Below are 25,069 nucleotides of genomic sequence, written 5' to 3' on the forward strand. Positions count from 1 at the left end.
AACGTTTTGTTGTTTCTTGAGTGCTACTCTCCACGCCGCAGGCCCTGATTATGGCGGATTTTGGCTTCATTCCCCTGCTCGGTAGCCTGATAGAAAACTCTCCGGCTAATCGCCTTCGGCAAATATTCCTGCTTCACATAATGGCCGGGAAAATTATGCGGATACTGGTATCCCTCATGGCCAAGCGCCGCCGAGCCTTTGTAGTGTGTATCGCGCAGATGCAGCGGCACCTCGGCTGATTTCAGCTCCTCAATACTGTCCATCGCCCTGGAAATCGCCATAACCACGGCATTCGACTTCGGACTCTCGACGGCAAACAGGATCGCCTGGGCAATGTTCAGCTTGGCCTCCGGCCAGCCATTGTTGCGGTAGGCCTCAAGTGCGCTGACCGCCTGCACCATCGCCTGCGGATTGGCCAGGCCGATATCTTCGCTGCTGGCCGCAATCAGGCGGCGGATGAAGGTCATCGGGTCCATGCCGAGCTTCTCTACGGCATAGAGAAACCAGAACAGGGCGGCATCGCTGGAGCCGCGGATGCTTTTGTGAAAAGCCGACAGAACGTCATACTGGGTCGACTCGTCGGCTTTGACAATCGGGCGGCGGATCGACTCTTCCGCCACCGCAAGCGTAATATGCACGCTGCCGTCAGGCTCCGGCGCTGTGGTCATCGCCGCCAGTTCCAGGGCGTTCAGCGCCCGCCGGATATCGCCGTTCGCCATATCCGCTATATGCTGCAGTGCTTCCTCATCGGCCTGCAGCTGCATGAATCCAAGCCCACGCTTCTCGTCGGCAAGTGCTCTCCGCATCGCAACCAGGCTGTGTTCACTGGTCAGTGACTCCAGCTGAAACAGCGTGGAGCGGCTCATAAGCGCCCCGTTCACATAGTGGAACGGATTTTCGGTGGTCGCTCCGATAAAGGTAATAGTGCCCTTTTCCACCGCAGGCAGCAGCGCATCCTGCCGGGAGCTGTTGAAACGGTGCACTTCGTCCAGGAACAGGATCGTCTTGGAGCCGTACAGAGCTTTATTGCTCTGGGCCCGCTCAATCACCTCACGCACATCCTTGACCGAGGCTTCCACCGCATTCAGCCGCACAAACTCGCCCTGTGTATGATGGGAAATGATATGGGCCAAGGTTGTCTTTCCGCAGCCGGGAGGGCCATAGAGCAGGATGGAAGACACCTGGTCGGCTTCAATCGCGCGGCGCAGCAGCTTGCCTGGGCCAATAATATGCTCCTGGCCGATATATTCATCTAGATTCTCCGGCCGCATCCGGTCTGCCAGCAGACGTCCGCCCGCCGTATCCTCACCGAAAGAAAATAAATCCATGAGTCCACTTCCTTGCTGTAATCTCGTAATCTTATAATCTAAACCAAACATTACTGCTCTCTATCATACCACATTAAAAAAGAGCATGACCTCGCCCTCCCGGCGGGTGCCATGCTCTTTGTTCAAAGTTTAGACTAGCGGTTCATCGCCAGCCGCATTTTTGAGATGATTTTGCGGATGCTTTCCTCAGATAAATGGTATCTCTTCTGCAGCTCGTTCACTGAGCAGCCGCTGCTGTGACTGCAGAAAATCTCCTCATTACGGCTGGCAATCTCTTGCCGGGAGCCGCTGTTTTCGCCCCATTTTACCCGTTGCTCAGTTTTCTTAGGGATGTAGAGCAGTTCACCCTGAATGTATCCCTGTAGCTCTTCGAGCAGGCCCGGGGGGAGCACATCCTTTCCATTTACATAACTCACGTAACGTTTCCTCCTTCAACAGGTGTGTTCCCTTAAGTCCGATCATTGCGCTGTTCATCAGCAACATGTCACCTGCCTCCTTTCTTCTCCTCAAATTTGGTAAAACCGTAATTTCATTATATAAAAACCTGCGGTTAGCGTCTACATTCAAAGTCATTCACGGCAGCGGCCCCCATTTGTCCGGTAACCAGCCCCGTGTCTGTGTTCATAAATGATAAGGAGGCCTCGCGGCCTCCTCATATGCAGGCTTCCGTACTAGACGGAAACCACCTCGTATTCTGAAATCATTGCAATCAGCCTCCTTCCAGAAGTAATCTTGCCCGGCCGGACACTTATTATTAAGCCATAGGCCAACCACAGTTACAAGTTCAAGAATAGTTATAATCGTTTTCCACCAAAATACAAAAGAATATTTTGACGAAATACTAAATAATAAGTCGATTAATGTCGAAATAAATAATAATTTAATCTCTTAATTTGAGATATGGGGGAAATTACTATGACAGCTATCCAGAGTGCCTTAACGCGTTTTTTCCACATCAAGAAACTCAGAACTGAGTTAATGCTGTTCATTATTACTGCCATTGTGCTTCCTTCTCTTGCCCTGGCTGTCATCTCCTCGGAAACCTCCAAAACAGAGCTGCGCTCCAAAATGGAGGACACCACAAACTCCAGCGTCCATATCCTCGATAAAACGCTGACCCAGCTTATTCAGTTGGAAAGCGCAAGTGTCAATGAGCTGGCTGACCAAATTTCTGCAGAAGATGTGACAAGCGGTTCCGCAAGGGTCCGCAAGCTGATTGATAAATTCAAAGCGGAGCATCCCGAAATTGACATTGTTGCCCTGGGTAACAGTGACGGCAAATTTATGCTGTCGCCCACATCCGATCCGAAGGACTATGATCCGAGGGTACGGGACTGGTACATTGCTGCACTAAAAACCCCTGAGTCCGCAACTGTGATTGACCCGATTTTTTCCAAAGTGGCGGGATCTTTTATTCTGCCGATCTCGCGGGCCTTTCCGGACGGTAAAGGAGCCGTTTCCATCAGTCTCAGCATGAACGGCCTGATGGATCTGGCCAAGACGGTAAGTCTCGGTTCGAGCGGCTACGTATATATCCTGGACAGCACGAACAAGGTTATCTACCATCCCTCGATGGAGGTTGCCACACCTGTTACCGGAGCTTTGCTGGATGCCCTGAGTGCTGCCCCTAAGGGCAAGGTTTCCTATAAAGATAATACGGCCGGTTCGCAAATGGACGGCTACTATGCGACTAATGAGCTTTCCGGCTTCAAAGTGGTCGGAGTCCTGCCCGCAGACGAATACACCCAAGCGGTGTACCCAATTCTGTACAAATCGGCAATTGTGCTGGCGGTTGCCTTAATTCTGGCAATTGCCGTTACCTTCTTCATTATCCGCCGGATCACTGCACCGCTGGAAGCGCTGAACGCTTCGGCCAAACGGGTAAGTGAGGGCCAGCTGGATGAATCCGTTACGACCCGCCGCAAGGATGAGATCGGCGAGCTTGCCGGGAATTATAACGCCATGGTGCAATCGCTCCGCACCATGGTGCAGGATGTCGCCGAGACATCCGGACATCTGGCGGCAGCCAGTGAACAGCTTACCGCCAGCACCGGGGAGAACAGCAAGGCCGTGGAATATGTCACCGAGCTGATAGAAGAGTCTACGCGGGGTGTAGAGACCCAGGCCTACGCGTCCGCTGAAGTTGCTACAACGATGGATGAAATGTCCGAAGCGATCCACAAGATCGCCTCAGCCTCCCAGTCCATTGTCAGCGCCGCCCTGCTGACAGAGAAGGATGTCAACAACGGCAGCGCCAAGGTCCAGCATGTCGGGAACCAGATGCAGACGATCCACCGCTCAGTACAGCACTCCGGCAGCCTGATCGCCGAGCTGAACGGGCTTAGCGCCAAGGTTGCGGAGACCAGCACGGCTATCGCGTCCATCGCCAAGCAGACCAATCTGCTGTCGTTGAATGCGGGGATTGAAGCCGCACGGGCCGGAGAGCATGGCAGAGGATTTGCCGTTGTGGCCGGAGAAGTGCGCAAGCTGTCCGAAGCTTCCAAGGTAAGCGCGGGACAAATCCAGGAAACCATTTCCGAGATGGTTGGTCTGATCGCGAGCGTCTATGATGTGATGAGGCATCAAGTGGCGGCAGATGTGGAGCAGGGTATGGCTCTGGCACTCGAAGCCGGTGAGGCCTTCACCCAGATTGAGCAGTCTACCCGCCACGTAGGGGAGCAGATTCATGAAGTCTCGGCGATTACCGAGCAAATGTCGGCCAGCTCCGCTGAGGTAGCCGTCTCGGTACAGGAAATGGCCAACATTGCCAAGGCGGCACTGGATTCCTTCCAGAGCGTTACGGCGGCAACGGAAGAGCAGCTTGCCTCCATGGAGGAGATCACCTCCTCTTCCGAAGCGCTGTCCGCGATGGCTTCCGATATGCAGCAGCAGGTGGAACGCTTCCAATTCACGGCACAGCACGAAGGCCGGTAATCAGCTTTATACAGCAAAACGGCTGCCGTCCTAGACTGGATAAGGTAGCCGTTTTGAATTTCAGTTAGCGTTGCCTGGAAAACCCAATATGAATCCTTCGGCAAATGCAAGTGGAAAAAGGGTAACTAATTCTGCTTGTTTTTCCCCTAGCGGGGTAATACTGCCCAATTAAGTTTCCTTTTTCCACTTCATTCTTACAATTGTTGATTTGCGGGAGAAATAAGTTCCCTTTTTCCAACTAGCACTGCTCACTAAAAGACCGCCCTCCATAATCCGGGGCGGTCTTTGTTTGGTAAAAGAGTATCTTTGGTTAATCCGGAAGCTTACTCCGGCCAGCCCTGCACGGTCCCTTCTCCATTCTGCAAATATGGGGGAAGACCTTCTCCGTGCAGCATCCACAGCTCGTGGAGGGCCCGGGTGCAGCCTACATACATCAGCTTCGCATCCCACGCTGCGCTGCCGTAATGGTCCGAATCAGCATCGGCGAGGATCACGGCGTCGAACTCCAGTCCCTTGGACAGATAAACCGGAAGCACCGACAGTCCTCCCCGGTATTCAGTCATGCTGCCGTCGATCAGATGAATATCTTCGAACTGTCCAGCAAGCTCTGTATACAGCTCAGCGGCTTCCCGCAGGCTGCGGGTTAATACGGCCACCGTGCGGTATTCCCGGCCCGAGAGGGACGCGAGCGCTGTTCTAACGGCCTGAAGCCGGCTGTCCCCGCCTGCAGCCGGCCCGGGCAGCGGCTGTCCGTAAGCAATCAGCCGCACGGGATTGCCGCTGCGGAAGACCGGAACGGCGAGCAGGCTGCTGCCGACTCCGGCAGACAGAATGCCGTTGGCGAATTCAATAATCTCCATCGTTGAACGGTAGCTTCGCGTCAGCGCGTGGTAAGCCGTCTGCTCCGGGGCGAACAGGGTCTGCATTTCTTCCCAGGCATGCACGCCTTTATAGGCATGAATCCCCTGTGACAAATCGCCCAGGATAGTGAATGAATGCCCTTTTACATACAGGTCCAGCACAGCAATTTGAAAAGGAGAGAAATCCTGGGCTTCATCAATCACAATATGATCAAAGCGGCTGCCGCCTTCACTGCCGTTCAGCAAATAATGAATATAAAGCAGCGGAGGCAGATCCTCTTCATGCAGAATGCCTTTTTTGAGGTCCTTGACAGTAGATACCAGCACTCCCTGCGGAATCCGCTCCGGGGCCTCTGCAGGCCAATCCTCAGGCACCTTCACCGCACGGAAGATCTGCTTGTATATCGTCAGCGGATCATATTTCGGCCATTTGGCACTGTAGGCCTTTTCACGCGCTGCGCTTTTCTTCTTCCGGTCCTTCAGGGCCGCTGCCGATGGACTTTTCTTCAGCTCCATTTCGATCCAGCGGTGAATCCGCGCCATCACCCGCTCCTTGCGCTTGGCAGGCGGATATGGGGCGTATTCCTCATTATGCCAGCGCAGAATCATGGAGCGGCGCAGTACCGAGCCGTCCCATGGACTGAAATCACCTTCCGGAACCGTCCCGTTTTCCAGCAGGCCTATGGCCGAATCAATAATTCCCATTAGTGCAGTCGATCCCTTGAAGCGGCCTGGTGTTTCTCCGGTGATCTCCGGCATGCCGCCTTCTCTTTCGAACCAGTGGCTCATGGTTTCTGCAGCATTCTGCTCAGGCAGCACAACCCCAAGCACATCGGCCGCCCAGTCGGGGAAGGTGCTCTGGGCAATATTGCCGACGCCAAGCTCAGGCAGCACGTCAGAAATATAATCCAGGAACATCCGGTTAGGGGCGAAAATAATCATTTTCTCCGCCGACACCTGCTCCTTGTATTGATACAGCAGGAAGGCCAGACGATGCAGCGCGACTGTAGTTTTCCCGCTGCCTGCCACACCCTGGATAATGAGCGCGGTGTTCTTCGCCGCCCGGATAATCTTGTCCTGCTCCTCCTGAATTGTCGAGACGATGTCACGAAGACGGTTGTCCTTGTTCTCCCCCAGCCGGTAGACGAGAAATTCATCCGAGACAGCCGGCCCATCACTGTCGCGGTTATATGTATCCGCCACCCTCTCCAGGATCTGCTTGCGGATCACCACGTTGCGCTTCAGGTATACCAGCCCTTCGATCAGCCCCTCCGGGGCTTCGTAGGAGGCCGGCTCTGTGCCGCCGGTAAACGAATAGAACAGGCTCGCCACCGGTGCCCGCCAGTCAATGACCAGCGGACGGTCGCTTACCTGTTCCCGGTCTACACCGATTTTGCCGATATAGAGCGCCTTGCGTTCCTCTTCATCCTTGCCCTGAAAATCAAGCCGTCCAAAGTAAGGCTCCTGCCGCAGCTTGGCAAGATCTTTGCGCCGCTGCTCTCTTGAGGCCTCCAGCGCCTGCTCCGTATAATCATGCCCTGTGTATACCGGAATGCCGCGCAGTCTCTCAAGAACCGTGTCAATCTCCGTAAGCGCGCTGTTCAGCCTGTCTTCTTCCTCTTGATAGGCACTTTGAAAGTTGTCTTCCAATTTCAGTTACCTCCTAAAAGTTATGCGGGCATACGCCTTCTGTTGCCAAGCGCACCCTGATTTGCCTCGTGCAAGACTGGCTTCAGTCACACAAAAAGGATATTCATCATATCACAACAGATTCTGGAATACCATACCATTGTGACGGAATGCCTATCCCATAAAAGCATGAAGCACAAAGTTGGCTATAAACAGTCCGGCAATGCCATACAGTGCGGGCGGAACCTCCTTGCCTTTGCCCATGGCCAGTTTAACAACCGGATAGGTAATGAAGCCAAATGCCATACCGTCCACGATGCTGTAGGTGAACGGAATCATCACCATGATCAGGAATGCCGGAAACAGCTCAGTCAAATCACTGAGGTCCATCTCGCGCACGTTCTGCACCATCAGGCCGCCGATGACGATCAGAATCGGCGCGATGGCGCTGTCCGGCACATAGGCCAGCAGCGGAATGAACAGGAACGTAGCCCCGAACAGCAGGCCGGTGATCAGCGAGGTCAGGCCGGAGCGCCCGCCTGCAGCGATCCCGGCTGTGGATTCGGCAGCCGCGACTACGGGGCTGCTGCCGAACAGCCCGGCTGCGATATTGGCAATGGAGAGCGCGCGCAGACTGCTTTTGAAGCGTTCCGGACGGCCCGCCATCAGCGTCTGGGATGAGATCAGGCCGATATTTTCAAAAACTACGATCAACAGCAGCAGAAATACGGCAATCCAGAAGACCAGGCTGATGCCTCTGCCCCAGTCCATGCCGGCAAACACATCGCTGTAACCCGCGAACACATGCCCCGAATCCGCATTCTCCGGTGCATGCGCCGCTCCCAGCAAGTAGGCCATTCCCGTGCCCGCCAGCATACTGATCAGCAATCCTCCGCGTGTGCCGCGCACGAACAGCACCAGCGCCAGAATCAGCGTTACACAGGAAGTGATAACTGCGGGGTCGCTGAAATGGCCAATAGCGACGAAGGTCGTGCGGTGGGCGATGACAATCCCGCTTTTTTGCAGTCCGATAAATGTCAGAAACAGGCCGATTCCGACCGTAATTGCATGCTGCAGATTATGCGGTATCGCGTCGCTCAAAATCCGGTACAGCGAGGTGAATGCCACAATGGCAAACAGCACACCTGTAACAACTACTACTGCAAGGGCTTCGCGCCAGTCCAGCTTCATGGAATGCACAAGCGTATATGTGAAAAAAGCATTAATCCCCATGCCCGGCACCACCACAATCGGTGTTTTGCCGCCAAAAGCCATCATTAGACACCCGGCTACTGCCGTCAGCAGCGTTGCCACCATTCCGGCCCGCAGCGGCATCCCCGCATCATGCAGAATCGCAGCATTGACCATCACAATATATACAGAAGCAAAATAGGACAGGATGCCTGCCGAGAGTTCCCGTTTCCAGCTGTCGCCCGGCTCCAGGCCTACGCTATTTCGCCAAACCTTCGAATTCATATAAAAAACCTCCACTGATGTTAAATCACAGGTAAAACACTCTGTACCCTAAGCCGCAATAAAAGGGCGTAAACCGCCGGATGGCGGCTGTACGCCCTTTGTTCACTTATATTTCCTGCTTATCTGATTGCTTCGTTCATCCGCTGATCCCGCCGGCCTCCATGAGGTCGCGTACGGCGACACTGACCATAATAAGTCCTACTACAGGCGGCACAAATGAATTGCTGGCCGGCGGTTGCTTGGCCTTGCGTCTGTCCGGAGCATTGGCAGGGACAATCTGCTCTGTAACATCCTCACGCGGCTTAACGGGCTCTTCGGTTGAGAAGACCACCTTCACGCCCTTCTTGATGCCTTCCTTGCGCAGCTTCTGACGGATGACACGGGCAATCGGGTCCATGCTGGTCTTGGAGATATCAGCGACCTGAAAGCGGGTCGGGTCCATTTTGTTAGCCGCACCCATGCTTGAAATCATGGGAATTCCCCGGGCCAGACACTCTTTGATAATATGAATTTTGTAGATAATAGTATCTGAAGCATCGATTACGAAATCCAGCTTGTACTTGAACAGCTCCTCATACGTCTCTTCCGTATAGAACATGTTCAGCGCGATTGCTTCGCATTCCGGATTAATCAGCTTGATGCGCTCGACCATCAGATCCGTTTTGTTCTGGCCGATGGTGGTGGTCAGCGCATGAATCTGGCGGTTGATATTGGTGATATCGACCGAATCTTTGTCAATCAGGATAATCCGGCCGATTCCGGTACGGGCCAGAGCTTCAACCGCCATGGCGCCCACACCGCCGATCCCGAGCACTGCTACGGTGCTGTTCTTCATTATCTCCAGACCTTCCGGTCCGATCGCCAGCTCCGTACGCGAGAACTGATGCAGCATGATATACAGCCTCCTAAAAGTTTTGTGAGCCTTAGCTTCCCGAATCGTCTTCGTACAAAACTCGCTTCGAAAGCATAGCTCATTGAAAAGCCTGCGCAGCGGCAGTCCGCTCCGCAGGACGGATATCATTTATTTCTTTTCTTTTTCCGGCTTAGGCGCCAGCTTGATGTGCAGCTGCTCCAGCTGTATTGCATCGACCGGTGCTGGAGCGTCCATCAGCAGGTCGGTTGCACTTGCTGTTTTGGGGAAGGCAATCGCTTCCCGCAGGTTCGTGCGGCCGGCAAGCAGCATAATCAGGCGGTCGAAGCCAAACGCGATTCCGCCGTGCGGCGGAGTGCCGTATTCAAAGGCATCCAGCAGATAGCCGAACTTCTCGTAGGCCACTTCAGTTGTGAACCCAAGCGCATCGAACATTTTCTCCTGTATTTCGCGTTTATAGATACGCTGGGAACCGCCGCCCACCTCATAGCCGTTAAGCACAATATCATAGGCTTGTGCACGGATGGCTCCAGGATCGCTCTCGAACAGGTGCAGGTCCTCGTCCATGGGACGGGTGAACGGATGATGTTCCGCCACATAACGTTTCTGGTCTTCGTCATAGCCGAGCAGCGGGAATTCAGTCACCCAGGCGAATTTGAAAACACTGTCGTCAATCAGACCAAGCTGGCGGCCGATCTTAAGGCGCAGCGCCCCAAGCACATCTGCCACTACCTTCTTTGTGTCAGCGGAGAAGAGCAAGAGGTCGCCTTCTTCGGCGCCGGTGCGCTCCTTCACAGCTGCAATCTCTTCCTCAGTAAAGAATTTGACGATTGGACCTTTGAACTCTCCGTCTTTCACTTGAATCCAGGCCAGGCCTTTCGCACCGTAACGTGCGGCGTAAGGTCCCAGATCATCAATTTCCTTGCGGGTCCATGTGCCGCAGCCTTTAGCGTTAAGGCATTTCACCTCTCCGCCCTTCTCGATGACGGAGGCGAACACCTTCACACCGCTTGCGGCCACGATATCGTTCATTTCCACCAGTTCCAGACCAAAGCGCAGGTCCGGTTTATCCGAGCCGTATTTACCCATGGCTTCGGCATAGGTCAGGCGCTGAAATGGAACAGCCACATCGACACCAACGGTTTCTTTCAATAGGCGCTGCATGAGGGTTTCCATCATGGACAGCAGGTCGTCCTGAGGCATGAACGAGGTCTCGATATCGAACTGGGTAAATTCCGGCTGGCGGTCAGCACGCAGGTCCTCGTCGCGGAAGCAGCGGGCCATCTGGTAATAGCGCTCAATGCCGCCGACCATCAGCAGCTGCTTGTAAATCTGCGGCGACTGCGGGAGCCCGAAGAATTCACCTTCATGCACACGGCTTGGCACCAGATAATCGCGTGCGCCTTCGGGAGAGCTTTTGGTCAGGATTGGAGTTTCAATTTCGATAAAGCCTTCGCTGTCCAGGAAGTCACGGAATATCTTGGCCGCTTTGGAACGGAGCAGCATCGTCTTGTACATTTCAGGCCGGCGCAAGTCGAGATAACGGTATTTCATACGCAGCGATTCATCGACTTCCACACCATCTTCAATGAAAAACGGAGGCGTCTTGGCTGCATTCAGCACTTCGATTTCTGTAATCTGCACTTCAATCTCACCGGTAGGCAGGTTGCGGTTAATGGTTTCTTCGTCTCGTTTTACAACTTTACCCGTAACGGACAATACATATTCACTGCGCACCTTGTCAGCAATCTGCAGGGCTTCACCGGAATAGTCCGGGTTGAACACGATTTGCACAATTCCGGTACGGTCGCGCAGGTCGATAAACAGCACGCCTCCCAGGTCGCGGCGGGTCTGGACCCACCCGTTCAGCGTTACTGTCTCGCCAATATGGCCCAGCGTCAATTGTCCACAGTTATGACTTCTACTCATTATTTATCCTACCCCTTTTTGGTTAAAATACATATTTTCTCATAAAAATGCTAATCCAGCGAAGCGGCCAGATCTTCCAGCTTCACCGTCTGCTGTTCGCCAGTCGCCATGGATTTCAGGGCAATAACGCCGCTGTTCAGCTCATCTTCGCCCAGAATTGCCGTGTACCGTGCATTCATCCGGTCCGCCGATTTCATCTGGGCCTTCATCTTGCGGCCGAGGTAATCGCGTTCCGCAGCGTACCCCAGACTGCGCAGTTTGAACAGCTGCTTCGTAATCTCCTTATCTGCAGCTTCGCCAAGGGCAACAAAATACACATCGAGCGGTTTGGCCGCCTCCAGCTCTACACCCTGATTCTCCAGAATCAGCAGAATCCGCTCCAGGCCAATTCCGAAACCAATGCCCGGCTGATCGGGTCCGCCGATTTCTTCCACCAGTCCATTGTAACGGCCGCCACCGCCAACCGTATCGATAGAGCCGATGCCTGCCGCTTTATATTCAAACGCTGTATGCGTGTAATAATCTAGTCCGCGTACAAGACGGGGGTTAATGATGTATTCCACACCCATAACATCCAGGTGGGCCTTGACCTGCTCAAAATGCGTGGTACATTCCTCATCCAGACTGTCCAGAATGGACGGCGCACCGCCAAATTTGTCCTGATCCACCTTGCAGTCCAGCACACGAAGCGGATTGCGTTCCATTCTGCGCTGGCAGTCGCTGCACAAGGTATCTCTCATCGGCCGCAGGAAATTCAGCAGTTTCTCCCGGTAAGCCGCGCGGCTGGGCGCATTCCCTACGGAATTCAGCTCTACCTTCACATCCTTAAGTCCCAGATCCTTGTAGAACTGATATCCCATCGATACCACTTCCGCATCAATGGCCGGATCTACCGCTCCAAAAGCTTCAATCCCGAACTGATGGAACTGGCGGTATCTTCCCGCCTGCGGGCGTTCATACCGGAACATCGGCCCAATATAATACAGCTTGCTGACATCGGGTTCACCATAAAGCTTGTTCTGAACGTAGGCGCGTACTACACCTGCTGTCCCTTCGGGACGAAGCGCCAAATCGCGGTCACCCTTATCCTTGAAGGTATACATTTCACCTTCCACGATATCTGTTGTTTCCCCAACGCCGCGTTCGAAGAGTCCTGTGTGCTCGAACATCGGTGTGCGGATCTCACGGTAGTTGAAACGCCGGCAGAGATCTCTCGCCTTGCTCTCCACCACCAGCCATTTCTCCACTGCACCCGGCAGCACATCCTGCGTGCCCGTAGGTTTCTCAAATCTTTCCTTTGCCACAGCCTATCCCTCCTGAAAATAACAAAAAATCCCCCGTCCCTGTTTGTACACAAACAGGGACGAGGGATTATCATAACCAATAATTCACCCGTGGTACCACCCACATTCCGGATTCAGGCAAACTGCCCTAAACCCGCTCTAAGCGGTTAACGCCCGCCTACGCGCTCCGGCTACTGACTGCAGCAATCCTGTGACTGCCTGCTTTCGCCGTGCGTTCTCGGGGAAGTCATTCATCCGTTCATGAACAGAATCCTTACAGCCTGGGCAGAAACGGTTCACGCATCCTGCTGGATGTGCAGCCGATTCTATGGGATTCCTCTCTGGGGTTATGGGTCACGGATTACTTGGTCCCGTCATCAAAACTCTATAACATATCGTATACTGTTAGATTCTACTGAACCACTGCGCTAAAGTCAAGGCATGAAAATAAAATAAAGCCGCAAACTTCGTTCTGAAGCTGCCATTCAAAAAAATGACCTGCAGCCGATTGCTGCAGGTCCATCATCATATATTATTAAAAAGGGGGTCATGCTTCTATTATAAACAGGCTATATTAAGGAATCATGAACGAATTATTACGGTTACATTACAGAAAAGAAAGCGTTTTATTTATTAGGACATTCCGCGGTTTCCTGCCCACAATCACTTTACACTACAACATTATTCTCTGTCCAGAAATTTAGTACAATTTTTAATTTTATATTTGAATAAGCTCCAGGCCAACCTGTACAGGTTGGCCTGGAGCTTATTATAGGAGATAACCAAATTCATTGTGAATTTGGAGCTTATATAAAGGCAAGATATTGGATTTTTTAATGAACTACCCTTCAAAAATCTCCACAAAAGCGTGTTTGCCGCGCAGAACCTCAACAACTTCATTGCGCTTCTCTTCTGGTGCTTTAAGGTCCATGACGTATCTTACATCGCTCAAGTCCCTATCATCCACATCCGTGGCACTGCGTACTTTTCCGGCATTGCGCGCGTCGGTGTTATCGTCAAGATCGTTGTCTATCCCGATACCCGGTACAATAGCTGCTCCCGGGAGAGTGCCTGTTACACCTGCGACGCCAGGAGCTCCGCCCGCCGTGGAAGAATTGTTGTAAGGAGCAAGCGGCAGCAGAATATTGCGGCTCCGGTGGTCGCCTTTCCTCAAAGGATCTGTTAATTCGGATACTTCAATGCCTTCCACACCGTAAGGAATCAAAGCCGTCTTCGCACCTTCTGCTTCACTTTCGGTCCTGAAATACGCCTGAATTCTTGTAGTCATGGTAGTTCCCTCCTTATGAATGGTTAGATCATTGAATCCTTAAACCTTGGGTTCATGAATACAACACCTGGAGCAGCTCACGCATGAATGCCGGCTCTGTTCTAGCTTCATTCTGTCTTCGTCATTCTATTACCCGCATTTACAGGCTTTCTAACGAGTTAAGAACAACTCTGATATTTGTTTAAGTAGGTGGCTATCCCCTGGATCTCAGGTGCGCGGCAGAAGGCTGCGGCTGTTCCCTTTTAACACTTGAAGCCCTCTATGGTCCTCGGCACCCTTCGCCGCCGTCACCGCTTCAGAACAGCAGCCTGCGTTATATGCCGGGATGCTGCTCCAGCACCGCGCTTTTTCTGATCGTCTCATACTCTGGCTCCCTGCTATTCGTAAATACCCGCTCCCCATAGTTTACCCACCCCGTGATGGCTCTATCCGCACAAATACGGAGAAGGGCCTTCACTTTCTGATCTCAGCTTATATAAAAGTCTTTTTATGAATTTTTCAACAAGTTCAACTTAATATACAGCAAAAAAAGAGTGCCTCTGCCGATCCCTTACGGAACCTCGCATGACACTCTTAACACAAATATGTTCTATGGAATTGTAAAGTCCGGGCTGGAGGCTACAGAGGTTAACCACGGCTGTCCAGCAAAAGCGTTACCGGCCCCCAGTTGGTCAGGGATACATCCATCATCGCTCCAAAAACACCGGTCTCCACCTGAAGCCCGCCGGCCCGCAATTCCTGATTAAAGTAATCGTACAGCCGCTCTGCTTCAGCCGGGCCAGCCGCAGCCATAAAGTTCGGCCGCCGTCCTTTGCGGCAGTCTCCATACAGCGTAAACTGTGACACGGACAATATCGCGCCCCCTGTATCAGTGACGCTGAAATTCATCTTGCCGGCTTCATCCTCAAAAATACGGAGTCCGGCAATTTTACCGGCCAAATACTTAGCGTCCTGCTCTGTATCCTCGTGGGTAACACCGACCAGCAGCATCAATCCTTTTCCGATCGCTCCGGTCACAGTATCCTCCACGCTTACCCTGGCTTCCTTGCAGCGCTGCACTACTACTCTCATTACTTCATTCAGCTCCTTGCTTTACTGCATAATGCGGTTAACTGTATATACATCCTTGACCCGTTTCACCCGATCGACCACAGATTGCAGATGATCGGTGTTGCGGATCAGAATCGTCATATGAATCATCGCCATTTTATTCTTATCGCTTCGTCCGGTGACGGCCGATATATTGGTCTTGCTCTCCGATACTGCCTGCAGCACCTCATTGAGCAGCCCGTTGCGGTCATGGCCGGTAATCTCAATGTCCACGCTGTAGTTAGCCTCCATGCTGCCTTCCCATTCCACTTCGATCACCCGTGCCGACTCCTCGCCGTCCCCGTCTGTGGGAATATTCGGACAGTCATCACGATGGACAGAAACGCCGCGGCCGCGGGTCACATAGCCGATAATATCGTCGCCGGGCACCGGATTACAACATCGTGCAAAGCGGACTAGCAGATTATCGATACCTTTTACACGGACCCCGTTGGTCGGCTGATTGCGCTTCTCCCCGCTGGACTTGATTTCCTTCATTTCGGTGGTAAGCTCCAGATGTCCAGCCGCTTCTTCCTGTTCCTTGCGCAGCTTCTCTGTAAGCTTGGAAGCGATTTGCGCGGCGGTAATTCCGCCAAAGCCCACGGCCGAGAGCATATCTTCTACATCGTTGAAAGCAAATTTCTTGGCCGCCTCCGACAATTTATCTTCTGTCAGCCAATCCGAAACCTCCACGTTCTGACGCTTCAGCTCACGTTCGATTGCTTCCCGGCCTTTTTCAACATTCTCCTCACGCTTCTCTTTCTTGAACCACTGCTTGATCTTGCTGCGGGCATGGGAAGATTGGGCAATCTTCAGCCAGTCGCGGCTCGGGCCATACGAGTTCTTCGAGGTAAGAATCTCCACGATATCCCCGGTCTTCAGCTTATGATCCAGCGGCACAATCCGCCCGTTTACCTTGGAACCGATCGTCCGGTTCCCCACCTCTGTATGAATCCTGAAAGCAAAGTCGAGCGGTACAGAACCTGCCGGAAGCTCCACAACCTCACCTTTGGGCGTAAAAACAAAGACAAGATCGGAGAAAAAGTCCATCTTCAGCGATTCTACAAATTCCTCAGCATCTTTGGCTTCATGCTGCAGCTCCAGAATCTCACGGAAAAACGGCATCCGGTTCTCCGGATTAGCATTATTGCTGCTGCCTTCCTTATATGCCCAGTGAGCCGCAATCCCGAACTCGGCAGTCCGGTGCATCTCCCACGTGCGGATCTGCACTTCTGTAGGCTCTCCGCCCGGACCCACCACGGTGGTGTGCAATGACTGGTACATGTTCGCTTTGGGCATGGCAATATAATCCTTGAAACGGCCAGGCATTGGCTTCCAAAGAGTATGAATAATCCCGAGTGTGGCATAACAATCCTTAATATTGTCGACGATAATGCGTATCGCAAGCAGATCATAAATTTCATTGAACTGCTTATTCTTGGTATTCATCTTATTATAGACACTGTAAATATGCTTCGGACGGCCCGAAAGATCCCCTTCGATGCCCATTTCGTCCAGCTTGGCACGGATGCGGCCGATGACACTGTCGATGAACTGCTCCCGTTCCGCCCGCTTCTTGTGGACCAGATTGGCTATGCGGTAATACTGCTGGGGGTTCAAATAACGGAGGGCAATATCCTCCATCTCCCATTTGATTGCCGAAATCCCCAGCCGGTCCGCAATGGGACAAAAAATCTCCAGCGTTTCATAAGAAATACGGCGCTGGCTTTCTTCAGATTGATATTTAAGGGTACGCATATTATGCAAACGGTCCGCCAGCTTAATCACAATCACCCGGATATCCTGAGCCATGGCGATGAACATTTTGCGGTAGTTCTCGTTCTGCTGCTCTTCCTTGGAGCGGAAGCGAATGCGTTCCAGCTTGGTTAGACCGTCCACCAGCATCGCGCAGGTATCGCCAAATTTCTCGCGGATCTGCTCCAGGGAGACGGTGGTATCCTCTACGACATCATGCAGCAGCGCTGCAATAATGGAGATGACATCCATTTGCATATTGACGACAATATCTGCGACCGCGAGCGGATGCAGAATGTATGGCTCCCCCGATTTCCGAACCTGCCCGTGATGAGCCTGATCGGCAAATTCATAAGCTTCCCGGATGCGGAGAAGATCTTTTTCTTTTATATAGGCGCCGGCCTTTTCGGTTAATTGCTCTATGCCCATTCTCGTCGTATCCGTTTCCTTTCTATAATAAAATGAACCCGCAAGCATTGCAGAATTTGCAGGTTCCATATGTTCCAAATCTGCGCTGCGCACAGTTAAAGTTGTTTATAATTATGACGCTTGCGATGGATTACGTCAACACTTGCCATAGCATGGCACCGGGGTAAGCGAATGTGTCAAGAATAGACAATTTCGTGGCACTTGAAAAATGTTGTTGTAAAAAGACGCCGTTCTATTTAATCTAGTAAAGGCGGTTTTTTGGAACCTCACCTAAAATAGAGACGAAAGAGAAGTGAACACCATTGCAACGCGAAATTCAAGTTAACGAGAAACTCTCTTGGGGCCCGGGCTTTCTGCTGAGTCTTCAGCATTTGTTCGCCATGTTCGGCAGCACGGTGCTTGTCCCTAACCTGTTCGGAGTAGACCCCGGTATGATCCTGTTGATGAACGGTATCGGCACACTGCTCTATATCCTGATCTGCCGCGGCAAGATCCCGGCATATCTCGGTTCAAGCTTTGCCTTTATCTCTCCGGTGCTCACCGTCCTGGACAAGCATCAGGGTGATCATCAGCATGGATATTCGCTTGCGCTGGGTGCTTTTATCGTGACTGGCGTTATCTTCATTCTTGTCGCATTGATTGTGCGTTATGCCGGAACCGGCTGGATTGATGTTGTTTTTCCTCCGGCGGTTATGGGCGCTATCGTAGCGACCATCGGACTGGAGCTGGTGCCGGTGGCAGCCCGCATGTCGGGGCTGATTGCTCCAGAAGGTGCTGCCGACTGGACGCCGGATCCCAAAGCGATCACCCTCTCCCTGGTAACACTGGGCGTGACCGTTATTGGTGCAGTACTCTTCCGCGGCTTCCCCAAAATCATTCATATCCTCATCGGTATCGTAACCGGTTATGTACTGGCTTATATTATGCAGGTGGTGAACACGGATGCGATCTCCAGCGCGCATTTCTTTTCACATCCCACTATTATAACTCCTTCCTTCGACTGGCAGGTTATCTTCACCATTATTCCGGTATCGCTTGTAGTTATTGTAGAACATATAGGCCATCTGCTGGTTACGAGCAACATTGTCGGCAAAGACCTGACCAAAGATCCGGGATTGGACCGCTCGCTGATGGGCAACGGGATTTCCACCATTCTTTCCGGATTTTTCGGTTCTACACCCAATACCACTTATGGTGAAAATATCGGCGTTATGGCGCTGACCAAAGTCTATTCGGTCTATGTCATTGGAGGTGCGGCAGTAATTGCGATTCTGCTCTCATTCTCCGGCACGTTCTCCTCTATTATCGCCAATATTCCCCAGCCGGTGATGGGCGGTGTGTCGCTGCTGCTCTTCGGTGTAATTGCCGCATCCGGTCTGCGCATCTTTGTCGAGCAAAAGGTTGATTTCTCCAAGGCGACCAACATGATCCTGGCTACTTTGGTTCTGGTGGTCGGCATCAGCGGGATCTCACTCACTATTTACGGTGTTCAGCTTAAGGGTATGGCTCTGGCGACCATTGTCGGAATGGTTCTGTCCCTGCTTTTCAAATTAATCGAAGTTCTTGGCTTGTCCAACGAGCAGGACAGCGGGAAATCTGCACATTAACCCTTAATACTTCAACAAGCGAATTTGATTTATAAGCTCCAATATAAAAAGCGGACAGCTGTCAACAATCGACAGCTGTCCGCTTTTTATTTCCCGGGAAAAGGTAACCGGGTCTGCTTAGTCTTCGTAAGTAAGGAGCGAATGAACCTCGATACCGGAAAGCTTGTTCCGTCCGGCAAGCTGGGTCAATTCGATGAGGAAGGCTGCTCCGACCACATTGCCGCCAAGCTGTTCCACCAGGCTGACCGAAGTGGCGATGGTTCCTCCCGTTGCCAGCAAATCATCGGCAATAAGTACGTTCTGTCCTGGCTTGACAGCATCTGTGTGGACAGCCAGTGTGTCCTTGCCGTATTCCAGATCATAACCCACCTCAATCGTATCATACGGCAGCTTGCCGCTTTTGCGGATCGGCACAAAACCGACGCCCAGCGCATAAGCCAGGGGAGCGCCTATCACAAATCCACGGGCCTCCGGTCCAGCAATCACATCGATCTGCAGATGTGCTACCAAAGCCTTTAGCTCATCAATGGCTGCGCGGTATGCTTCGCCATCCTTCAGCAAAGTTGTAATATCTTTGAAGCTGATGCCCGGCTGCGGGAAATCCGGAATCACACGAATACTGTCTTTAAAATCCATATTGTCATCTCCTAAGAGTTTTGTTAGCATAGCTTCTCTGCAGTATCTTCGTACAAAACTAGCTGCGTAAGCTTATGCTTAGTTTGTGAGCGTTGCCTCACTGAATATTCCTCGAACAAACTTACACCGGAAGCATACACTTAGTTTTGTTAGCATAGCTTCTCTGCAGTATCTTCGTTCAAAACTAGCTGCGTAAGCTTATGCTTAGTTTGTGAGTATAAGCTTCATTGGATTCGCTCCGGCGCAACTGGCTGCGTAAGCAATAATATTATCCCACCTGGGATACATCCAGGCGGCGGGACAACATCCATTCCTGCAGCTCACTGCGGCTGCTCTCCATGAAATACTGCTCCATTTCGGCAGTTTTGCCCAGCCTCACAAAATGCTGCGAAGCTGTAAGGCTTTTAGCAGAGGGCTGAGGAATAAACGTAATAGTCCCCCGGCTGCGATCTATAAACTCAAGCTCCTCGAACACATCGAGCATTCTGGCCAGCATCCGCATCCCCATAGAAGACTGCCGGGTAAGCCGCAGCAGCAGTTCATGCTCAGGAACCGGAGCCGCGGCTAGAGCGGCTATTGATTTATACAGCATTTTGAAATGGTCTCGTGTCGGCATCTGCAGCCGGTCGCGGCCATCCCGGATCGAATGCAGCAGGGCAATATTATTCGCCTGCGGGAACGCAGCAAGCAGCGCATCAAGCTGCTCCGGCGTTTCGGGCATATCAAGCAGACAGAGTAAAGATACCTGTGCATCTTCTGAATCCGCCGGTTGTTGCCGAACCGGGGAAATTCCAGCATCTTCATCGTATACCCAAAGGGACATGCCTTGAAGAGCGCTCATAGGGGATATCCGGCTGTTCTGGAAAACGGCCGCTGTTCTAAGCGGGTTAACACCGCTATAGGGCTTGAGCAGCTCATGAAGCTGTGCGGCTTGCTTCACCGCATCCGCTGCGCCGCGTAGATCAAAGAGCTGTGGTTTCGGCACGGCCAAATCCTGCAGCATGAGCTGCGGCTTCCGCGAGCCGTTCCATTCATTCACTGACAGCTCTGCCAGAATATCAATCAGCGTTCCGCCCGGAAGCAATTCGGCAAGCCCCCCTTTGCCGAAGGCTACCACTTCAATCGAATGGCTGCCCTGTTGGAGGACAAGCTTCAAATGCTTGCCGTCCTGGCCCATTTTGCGGGTTTCTTTGACAACTGCACCACGGATAATGAATTTCGGTACCGGATTAGCCATTCCGAATGGAGCCAGCCTATCCAGTTCGAGCGCAGCCTGCAGCGTCAAATCGGCAATGGCCGCCTCTTCGTCAGCATCCATCACCGGGAGAAAATGCTCCGGAGTCAGTACCTTAGCGGCATAGTCATTTAATGCCGCTGCAAATTGTTCCAGCATGTCCTGATGCAGGCTCATGCCGGCAGCAGCCGGGTGACCGCCGAAATGATCCATTAAATCTGCGCATGAGGATAAAGCCTCATAGATATCCAAGCCCGGAATGGAGCGGGCCGACCCTTTGCACATGCCTGTCTCCGGGTGAATATCCAGAATAATCACCGGCCGGTAATAACGTTCCAGCAGCTTGGAGGCGACAATGCCCACTACCCCGACGTTCCAGCCCTGATGGGCAAGCACAATGATATCCGGCAGCTTGTCCTGCTGAATCTGCAATTCCAGCATGGCGGCAGCTTCGGTTACAATTCTTTCGACGACCAGTTGGCGTTCTTTGTTCAGCAAATCCAGCTCTCCGGCAAGCTCCTCAGCTTCCTCCGGATTCTCCGTAGTCAGCAGAGTAACAGCCCGCCCGGCATGATCCAGCCGGCCGCTGGCATTGATGCGCGGTGCCATCCCAAAAGCAATATTCACCGCACCTACGGTCTCCATCGTGATTCCGCTCACCCCAAGCAGGGCCCGGATACCAGGGAAGGGGGAGTTCCGCATGCTTGAGAGGCCTTTGCGCACAATACTCCGGTTCTCATCCAGGAGCGGCATCAAGTCAGCAATCGTGCCGATGGCAGCGATTTCGTTCCACTCCACCGGCACTTCATCCCCAAGCAGCGCCTGAGCCAGCTTGTACGCCACCCCTACTCCAGCCAAACCCTTGAACGGGTAAGGACAATCCGGCAGCTTAGGATTGATCAGGGCATACGCTTCAGGCAGATGCTCCGGCGGTTCATGGTGATCTGTCACGATCACATCCATCCCCAGCTCACTTGCATAAGCAATCTGATGGTATGCACTGATTCCGGTATCTACAGTGATGACAAGCGATACGCCTTGCTGCTTCGCCCAATCCAGAGCATGATTATGCAGCCCGTAGCCTTCATTTGAGCGGTGTGGAATATAAATATCAAAAGAAGCGCCCAGGTAGCGCAGCAGATAGATCATCAGCGCAGTACTGGACACTCCGTCCGCATCATAATCGCCATATACCAGAATATGTTCTTCATCCTGCAGCGCCTTTCTGATCCGGGGAACCGCTTCCGCCATCCCTTTAAGCAGGAAGGGGTCATGCCCTTCCTGGTCCCCGCCCTCCATAAACATAAGCGCCTTGTCCGGCGTGTTCATGCCTCTCTTGACAAGCAGCGACGACAAGAGCGGAGAAACCGAAAGGCTCTGGGCCAGATCCCGGACTTCTTCAGGATCGGCTTCCGGAGATTGCCATCTTGTTTTTGAATGGAGCAATTGATTTCACCTTTCTCTCCCTAAGCGGGCTACTGAAGCAGCGTAGGGATTTCATTATCAACCAGCTCATGGTTGCTTTTGTAAGGATAACCCGGATCATACGGCACAACATCCATATGAACCTCACCTACATGGACAAAACGGTGCTGCAGAAGCTTTCTGGCACATTCCGCAATGTCCTGGGCCTCCATCACTGTAATGCGCGGGTTCACACTGATTTTGACCTGCAGATTTACATAACGTCCTTGCTCCAGAGCCTGCAAATATTCTACACGGATCACACCGTGTACGCGCTGTACCGTTTCAATAAAGCTCGCGGCCTCCTCGGACGGAAGCTCCTGAAGCTTCTTGCCATACACAGAAGCTCCGATGAGCGAATAGCCTTTACGGATAATGAGGCATCCGGTCAACAGTGCTGCAATGGGGTCCATATACAGCAGCGGATGCAAGTTGAATGACCCTCCGGCCATGGCCAGTGATATCCCGATAAATACAGTGATAGAAGTATATAGACTGAAGCGGTGGTTATCTGCATATGCGGCATGACTGCCATCGCCCAATTTTTTGAAATAACGGTACTGGTACTGAAAAACTGCCTCTTTCACAACAATAGAGATGAGAACAGTGACAAGTGCAGCCTGCCCTGGTGCGGACAGATGTCCTCTGGTCAGATCCCGAATTGCCGAGAAGGCAATTTGCAATCCCCCCATCAAAATCAGCACGGAAAAAAGTATGGCAATAATCGGTCCCTTGTTATTCTGGAGGTTGTGTGGTGTTACCCTCTTCTTCTTCTCTGGTTCCCTGCGCCACGGAAGCGGAAGAATCTCTGCCAGCTTGGCCGCTGCATCCGATCCCGAATATAACGCATCACCCATTAATGCCTTACTGTCTGAAAGATAACCAAAGGTTCCTTTGGCTGCTGCCAATGCAAGATCACCGGCAACACCAGTCCAGACCATTTTATCACTCTGCGGTAATTGTTTGTCATTCATTACGAGGCCCTCCTTACCACTAGCAAGTATCTCATGATGACCGCTCCGCCTGACATTCCGCTCCAAAGATTTCGAAAAGCCGCGTCGTCTTTGACGCGGCTTTTCGGGTGTGACGGCATTAGACTTTAGTCGGATTGCTCTTCACGGTCTGCTTCTGGCGTTTCTTCAGCAGCAGCCAGAGCGGACTTGCGATAAAGATCGATGAGTAGGCTCCGAAGAGCAAACCGATAACCATAGCAAGCGAGAACATTTTGATCGATTCTCCACCCATGACAAGCAGAAAGAACGCGGCGATAAATACCGTAAACGCTGTGTACAGAGAGCGCATAAGCGTCTGGGCCACACTTTTATTGACCAGTGCCTTAAGATCCTCATAGGTCTTCTGCTTGCCAAAACGCAGATTCTCGCGGATCCGGTCAAAGATAACAATGGTATCGTTGATGGAATAACCGATGATCGTCAGCACCGCGACAATGAAGGTCAGGTCAACCTCCAGGCGGAAGATCGAAAAGACGGCTACCACGATAAAAGCATCATGCACAAGGGCCACAATCGCAGCCAAGGCAAACCGCCATTCAAAGCGGATACTTACATAAATGATAATCCCGAGACAAGAGATGAGAACCGAATAGATGGCATTGCGCGCCAGCTCTTTGGCCATTTCCGTATCGACGGTGTTGATCTCGAAGGAAGCCTTGTCATCCAGCTTGGTTATCGCAGCTTTCAAAGCCTCATCCTGATTACTGTCAAGTTCCTTATCATAACGGATGTTCACCCGGTTCTCACCTAAGGTAATGTCTGGCTCATGGGAGATGCCCAGATCCTTCAGCGCCGGCTTAAGCTGCTCCAGCGTGATGTTCTTCGACAGCGCCACGTCAACATTGGAGCCTGCTTTGAAATCAACGCTGTAGTTCAGACCCATGGTTGCCAGAAAGATCAGGCCGGCTACCGTAATGGCAATGGAGAAAATATAGAAAAATCTGCTCAGATGTACAAAATCAAGCTCTTTCTTAAAGCGCACGGATGTCACTCTCCTTTACCCCAAATTGCTTCGGCTTTTTCAGAGCGCCGGCTTTGACCAGCACGGTAAGCAGCCAATGGGCAAAATAAAGGTTCGTCACGATACTAAGCACAATTTCCACAATCAGGATCAGTGCAAATCCTTTAACTGCACCTGTACCAAAAGCAAACATTACAGCCGCCACGATAATCGTAGTTACGTTCGCGTCCATAACTGTGCGGAAAGAGGTTTTGTTCCCTGCTTTGACAGAAGACAAAATACTTTTGCCGCTGCGCATTTCTTCCCTTATCCGTTCATTGGTAATGATATTGGCATCAACCGCCATCCCTATACCGAGAATAAATGCGGCGATACCGGGGAGAGTCAAGGTGAAGTCGGCAACGACGAATACTGCAATCAGCAGCCAGGTATGAAGGATCAGCGCGAAGCTGGCCAGAAGACCCGGCAACCGGTACATGCCGATCATGAATATCAGAATAATTACAGAGCCTACAAGTCCGGCTTTGATGGTTTGGTCAAGAGACTGTTTACCGAGGGTTGCGCCTACGCTTTGGGAGTATTTCTCCGTCAGCTTCAGCGGCAAAGCACCAAGGTTAATGGTGTCAGCCAGTTCCCGTGCTCCATCAATAGTATAATGACCGGAGATGGAAGCAGTGCCGTCTGTCAATACCGCTCTAACGACTGGCGGATTACCTAACAGCTGATCATCGAGATAGATAGCCATTTCTTTACCAAGCAAACGCTTGGTAATTTCCGCAAACTTGTCTTTATCTTTGATCTTGATGCTGATCTCAGGCTGATTCAAATTGTTGCGTTGAACCTCCGCCGCTCCCTCAACAAAGTCGCTTCCTACAAGCTCAATCTTGCTGTACGTACCTTGCGGATCCCCCTCAGCAGCACTGCGGAAGGTTAAAACTGCGGGTTCTTTCATCTTCTTGCGGACTTCGGCCTCATCGGTAACGCCCGCGATCTTCAGACGGATGCGGTCCGTTCCTTCTGTAGTGACCTCAGGCTCGCTAGTTCCGAGTGCGTTCGCCCGTTTTTCCAGGCTCTCTGCAGTCTTCTGCAGCGAAGCACGGGATAATTCTGCTCCCGCCTCCATTGGCTCGGCGTGGTACAGAATCTCGAAGCCGCCCTTCAGATCAAGCCCCAGACGGACCTTGTCCAGCAGCCCGGGAGTTGTAAATGCCATGACCCCGGTTAATACGAGCACGGTAATAATAAAGCTCAACATTCTCTTCATGCTCTTGCTAGTTCCCCTT

The 25,069-nt window shown here is 52.2% G+C and carries 18 protein-coding genes; 2 read left to right on the forward strand and 16 right to left on the reverse strand.

Annotated features, from left to right (window positions below):
• Window positions 1–23: 23 nt before the first annotated feature.
• Together PGRAT_RS24140 and PGRAT_RS24145 are read right to left on the reverse strand one after the other, a co-directional pair.
• Window positions 24–1,328, reverse strand: coding sequence for a replication-associated recombination protein A (locus PGRAT_RS24140; RefSeq protein WP_025709547.1), 1,305 nt, complete (start codon window positions 1,326–1,328; stop codon window positions 24–26).
• A gap of 134 nt (window positions 1,329–1,462) precedes the next feature.
• On the reverse strand, window positions 1,463–1,744 hold the full coding sequence (locus PGRAT_RS24145; RefSeq protein WP_020427765.1) for a CD3324 family protein: 282 nt from the start codon (window positions 1,742–1,744) through the stop codon (window positions 1,463–1,465).
• A 499-nt stretch (window positions 1,745–2,243) separates the two neighbouring features.
• Between PGRAT_RS24145 and PGRAT_RS24150 the strand changes: the two genes are divergently transcribed.
• Entirely contained in the window at window positions 2,244–4,262 is a 2,019-nt protein-coding gene (locus PGRAT_RS24150; protein ID WP_025709548.1) for a methyl-accepting chemotaxis protein, read from the forward strand.
• Window positions 4,263–4,585: 323 nt separating this feature from the next.
• Here PGRAT_RS24150 and PGRAT_RS24155 read toward each other — a convergent pair whose 3' ends face one another.
• The 9 genes from PGRAT_RS24155 to PGRAT_RS24190 form a co-directional block, all read right to left on the reverse strand.
• On the reverse strand, window positions 4,586–6,772 hold the full coding sequence (locus PGRAT_RS24155) for a HelD family protein (RefSeq protein ID WP_042267325.1): 2,187 nt from the start codon (window positions 6,770–6,772) through the stop codon (window positions 4,586–4,588).
• A gap of 153 nt (window positions 6,773–6,925) precedes the next feature.
• Window positions 6,926–8,227 (reverse strand): NCS2 family permease, encoded by a 1,302-nt coding sequence (locus PGRAT_RS24160; RefSeq protein ID WP_042267327.1) that lies wholly within the window; start codon window positions 8,225–8,227, stop codon window positions 6,926–6,928.
• 136 nt (window positions 8,228–8,363) lie between these two features.
• The gene (locus tag PGRAT_RS24165) at window positions 8,364–9,119 is read right to left on the reverse strand and encodes a tRNA threonylcarbamoyladenosine dehydratase (RefSeq protein ID WP_025704871.1); all 756 of its coding nucleotides are present in this window, start codon (window positions 9,117–9,119) and stop codon (window positions 8,364–8,366) included.
• A gap of 129 nt (window positions 9,120–9,248) precedes the next feature.
• Entirely contained in the window at window positions 9,249–11,027 is a 1,779-nt protein-coding gene (gene aspS / locus PGRAT_RS24170) for an aspartate--tRNA ligase (protein ID WP_025704872.1), read from the reverse strand.
• 50 nt (window positions 11,028–11,077) lie between these two features.
• A complete protein-coding gene (gene hisS, locus PGRAT_RS24175) occupies window positions 11,078–12,331 on the reverse strand; it encodes a histidine--tRNA ligase (RefSeq protein WP_025704873.1) in 1,254 nt (417 codons plus the stop codon).
• Between the two features lie 820 nt (window positions 12,332–13,151).
• The gene (locus PGRAT_RS24180; protein WP_025702957.1) at window positions 13,152–13,598 is read right to left on the reverse strand and encodes a hypothetical protein; all 447 of its coding nucleotides are present in this window, start codon (window positions 13,596–13,598) and stop codon (window positions 13,152–13,154) included.
• Window positions 13,599–13,805: 207 nt separating this feature from the next.
• Window positions 13,806–13,961 (reverse strand): hypothetical protein, encoded by a 156-nt coding sequence (locus PGRAT_RS33490; protein ID WP_155990285.1) that lies wholly within the window; start codon window positions 13,959–13,961, stop codon window positions 13,806–13,808.
• 264 nt (window positions 13,962–14,225) lie between these two features.
• On the reverse strand, window positions 14,226–14,669 hold the full coding sequence (gene dtd, locus PGRAT_RS24185; RefSeq protein WP_025702958.1) for a D-aminoacyl-tRNA deacylase: 444 nt from the start codon (window positions 14,667–14,669) through the stop codon (window positions 14,226–14,228).
• 21 nt (window positions 14,670–14,690) lie between these two features.
• Entirely contained in the window at window positions 14,691–16,871 is a 2,181-nt protein-coding gene (locus PGRAT_RS24190) for a RelA/SpoT family protein (protein ID WP_025702959.1), read from the reverse strand.
• Window positions 16,872–17,173: 302 nt separating this feature from the next.
• Between PGRAT_RS24190 and uraA the strand changes: the two genes are divergently transcribed.
• Window positions 17,174–18,478, forward strand: coding sequence for a uracil permease (uraA, locus tag PGRAT_RS24195; protein ID WP_025702962.1), 1,305 nt, complete (start codon window positions 17,174–17,176; stop codon window positions 18,476–18,478).
• Window positions 18,479–18,595: 117 nt separating this feature from the next.
• Here the strand turns inward: uraA and PGRAT_RS24200 are convergent, their stop codons facing one another.
• The 5 genes from PGRAT_RS24200 to secD form a co-directional block, all read right to left on the reverse strand.
• Window positions 18,596–19,114 carry an adenine phosphoribosyltransferase gene (locus PGRAT_RS24200; RefSeq protein ID WP_025702964.1) on the reverse strand — a complete coding sequence of 173 codons (519 nt, stop codon included), beginning with the start codon at window positions 19,112–19,114 and terminating at the stop codon, window positions 18,596–18,598.
• A gap of 268 nt (window positions 19,115–19,382) precedes the next feature.
• Window positions 19,383–21,794 (reverse strand): single-stranded-DNA-specific exonuclease RecJ, encoded by a 2,412-nt coding sequence (gene recJ / locus PGRAT_RS24205; protein WP_025702966.1) that lies wholly within the window; start codon window positions 21,792–21,794, stop codon window positions 19,383–19,385.
• 29 nt (window positions 21,795–21,823) lie between these two features.
• The gene (locus PGRAT_RS24210; RefSeq protein ID WP_025702968.1) at window positions 21,824–22,786 is read right to left on the reverse strand and encodes a cation diffusion facilitator family transporter; all 963 of its coding nucleotides are present in this window, start codon (window positions 22,784–22,786) and stop codon (window positions 21,824–21,826) included.
• Window positions 22,787–22,904: 118 nt separating this feature from the next.
• Window positions 22,905–23,807, reverse strand: coding sequence for a protein translocase subunit SecF (gene secF / locus PGRAT_RS24215; protein WP_042267331.1), 903 nt, complete (start codon window positions 23,805–23,807; stop codon window positions 22,905–22,907).
• On the reverse strand, window positions 23,797–25,050 hold the full coding sequence (gene secD / locus PGRAT_RS24220; protein WP_036702673.1) for a protein translocase subunit SecD: 1,254 nt from the start codon (window positions 25,048–25,050) through the stop codon (window positions 23,797–23,799). The genes secF and secD overlap by 11 nt, the downstream gene beginning before the upstream one ends.
• Window positions 25,051–25,069 lie beyond the last annotated feature (19 nt).

This window comes from Paenibacillus graminis, from assembly GCF_000758705.1.
Classification (GTDB): Bacteria; Bacillota; Bacilli; order Paenibacillales; family Paenibacillaceae; genus Paenibacillus_AQ; species Paenibacillus_AQ graminis.

What these genes read in the sequence shown, in the direction of transcription:
- PGRAT_RS24150 (WP_025709548.1), top strand. Translation starts at nt 2,244, where the DNA reads ATGACAGCTATCCAGAGTGCCTTAACGCGTTTTTTCCACATCAAGAAA.
- secD (WP_036702673.1), bottom strand. Translation starts at nt 25,050, where the DNA reads ATGAAGAGAATGTTGAGCTTTATTATTACCGTGCTCGTATTAACCGGG.
- PGRAT_RS24200 (WP_025702964.1), bottom strand. Translation starts at nt 19,114, where the DNA reads ATGGATTTTAAAGACAGTATTCGTGTGATTCCGGATTTCCCGCAGCCG.
- PGRAT_RS24140 (WP_025709547.1), bottom strand. Translation starts at nt 1,328, where the DNA reads ATGGATTTATTTTCTTTCGGTGAGGATACGGCGGGCGGACGTCTGCTG.
- PGRAT_RS24180 (WP_025702957.1), bottom strand. Translation starts at nt 13,598, where the DNA reads ATGACTACAAGAATTCAGGCGTATTTCAGGACCGAAAGTGAAGCAGAA.
- aspS (WP_025704872.1), bottom strand. Translation starts at nt 11,027, where the DNA reads ATGAGTAGAAGTCATAACTGTGGACAATTGACGCTGGGCCATATTGGC.
- PGRAT_RS33490 (WP_155990285.1), bottom strand. Translation starts at nt 13,961, where the DNA reads ATGAGACGATCAGAAAAAGCGCGGTGCTGGAGCAGCATCCCGGCATAT.
- PGRAT_RS24190 (WP_025702959.1), bottom strand. Translation starts at nt 16,871, where the DNA reads ATGGGCATAGAGCAATTAACCGAAAAGGCCGGCGCCTATATAAAAGAA.
- dtd (WP_025702958.1), bottom strand. Translation starts at nt 14,669, where the DNA reads ATGAGAGTAGTAGTGCAGCGCTGCAAGGAAGCCAGGGTAAGCGTGGAG.
- PGRAT_RS24210 (WP_025702968.1), bottom strand. Translation starts at nt 22,786, where the DNA reads ATGAATGACAAACAATTACCGCAGAGTGATAAAATGGTCTGGACTGGT.
- PGRAT_RS24160 (WP_042267327.1), bottom strand. Translation starts at nt 8,227, where the DNA reads ATGAATTCGAAGGTTTGGCGAAATAGCGTAGGCCTGGAGCCGGGCGAC.
- PGRAT_RS24165 (WP_025704871.1), bottom strand. Translation starts at nt 9,119, where the DNA reads ATGCTGCATCAGTTCTCGCGTACGGAGCTGGCGATCGGACCGGAAGGT.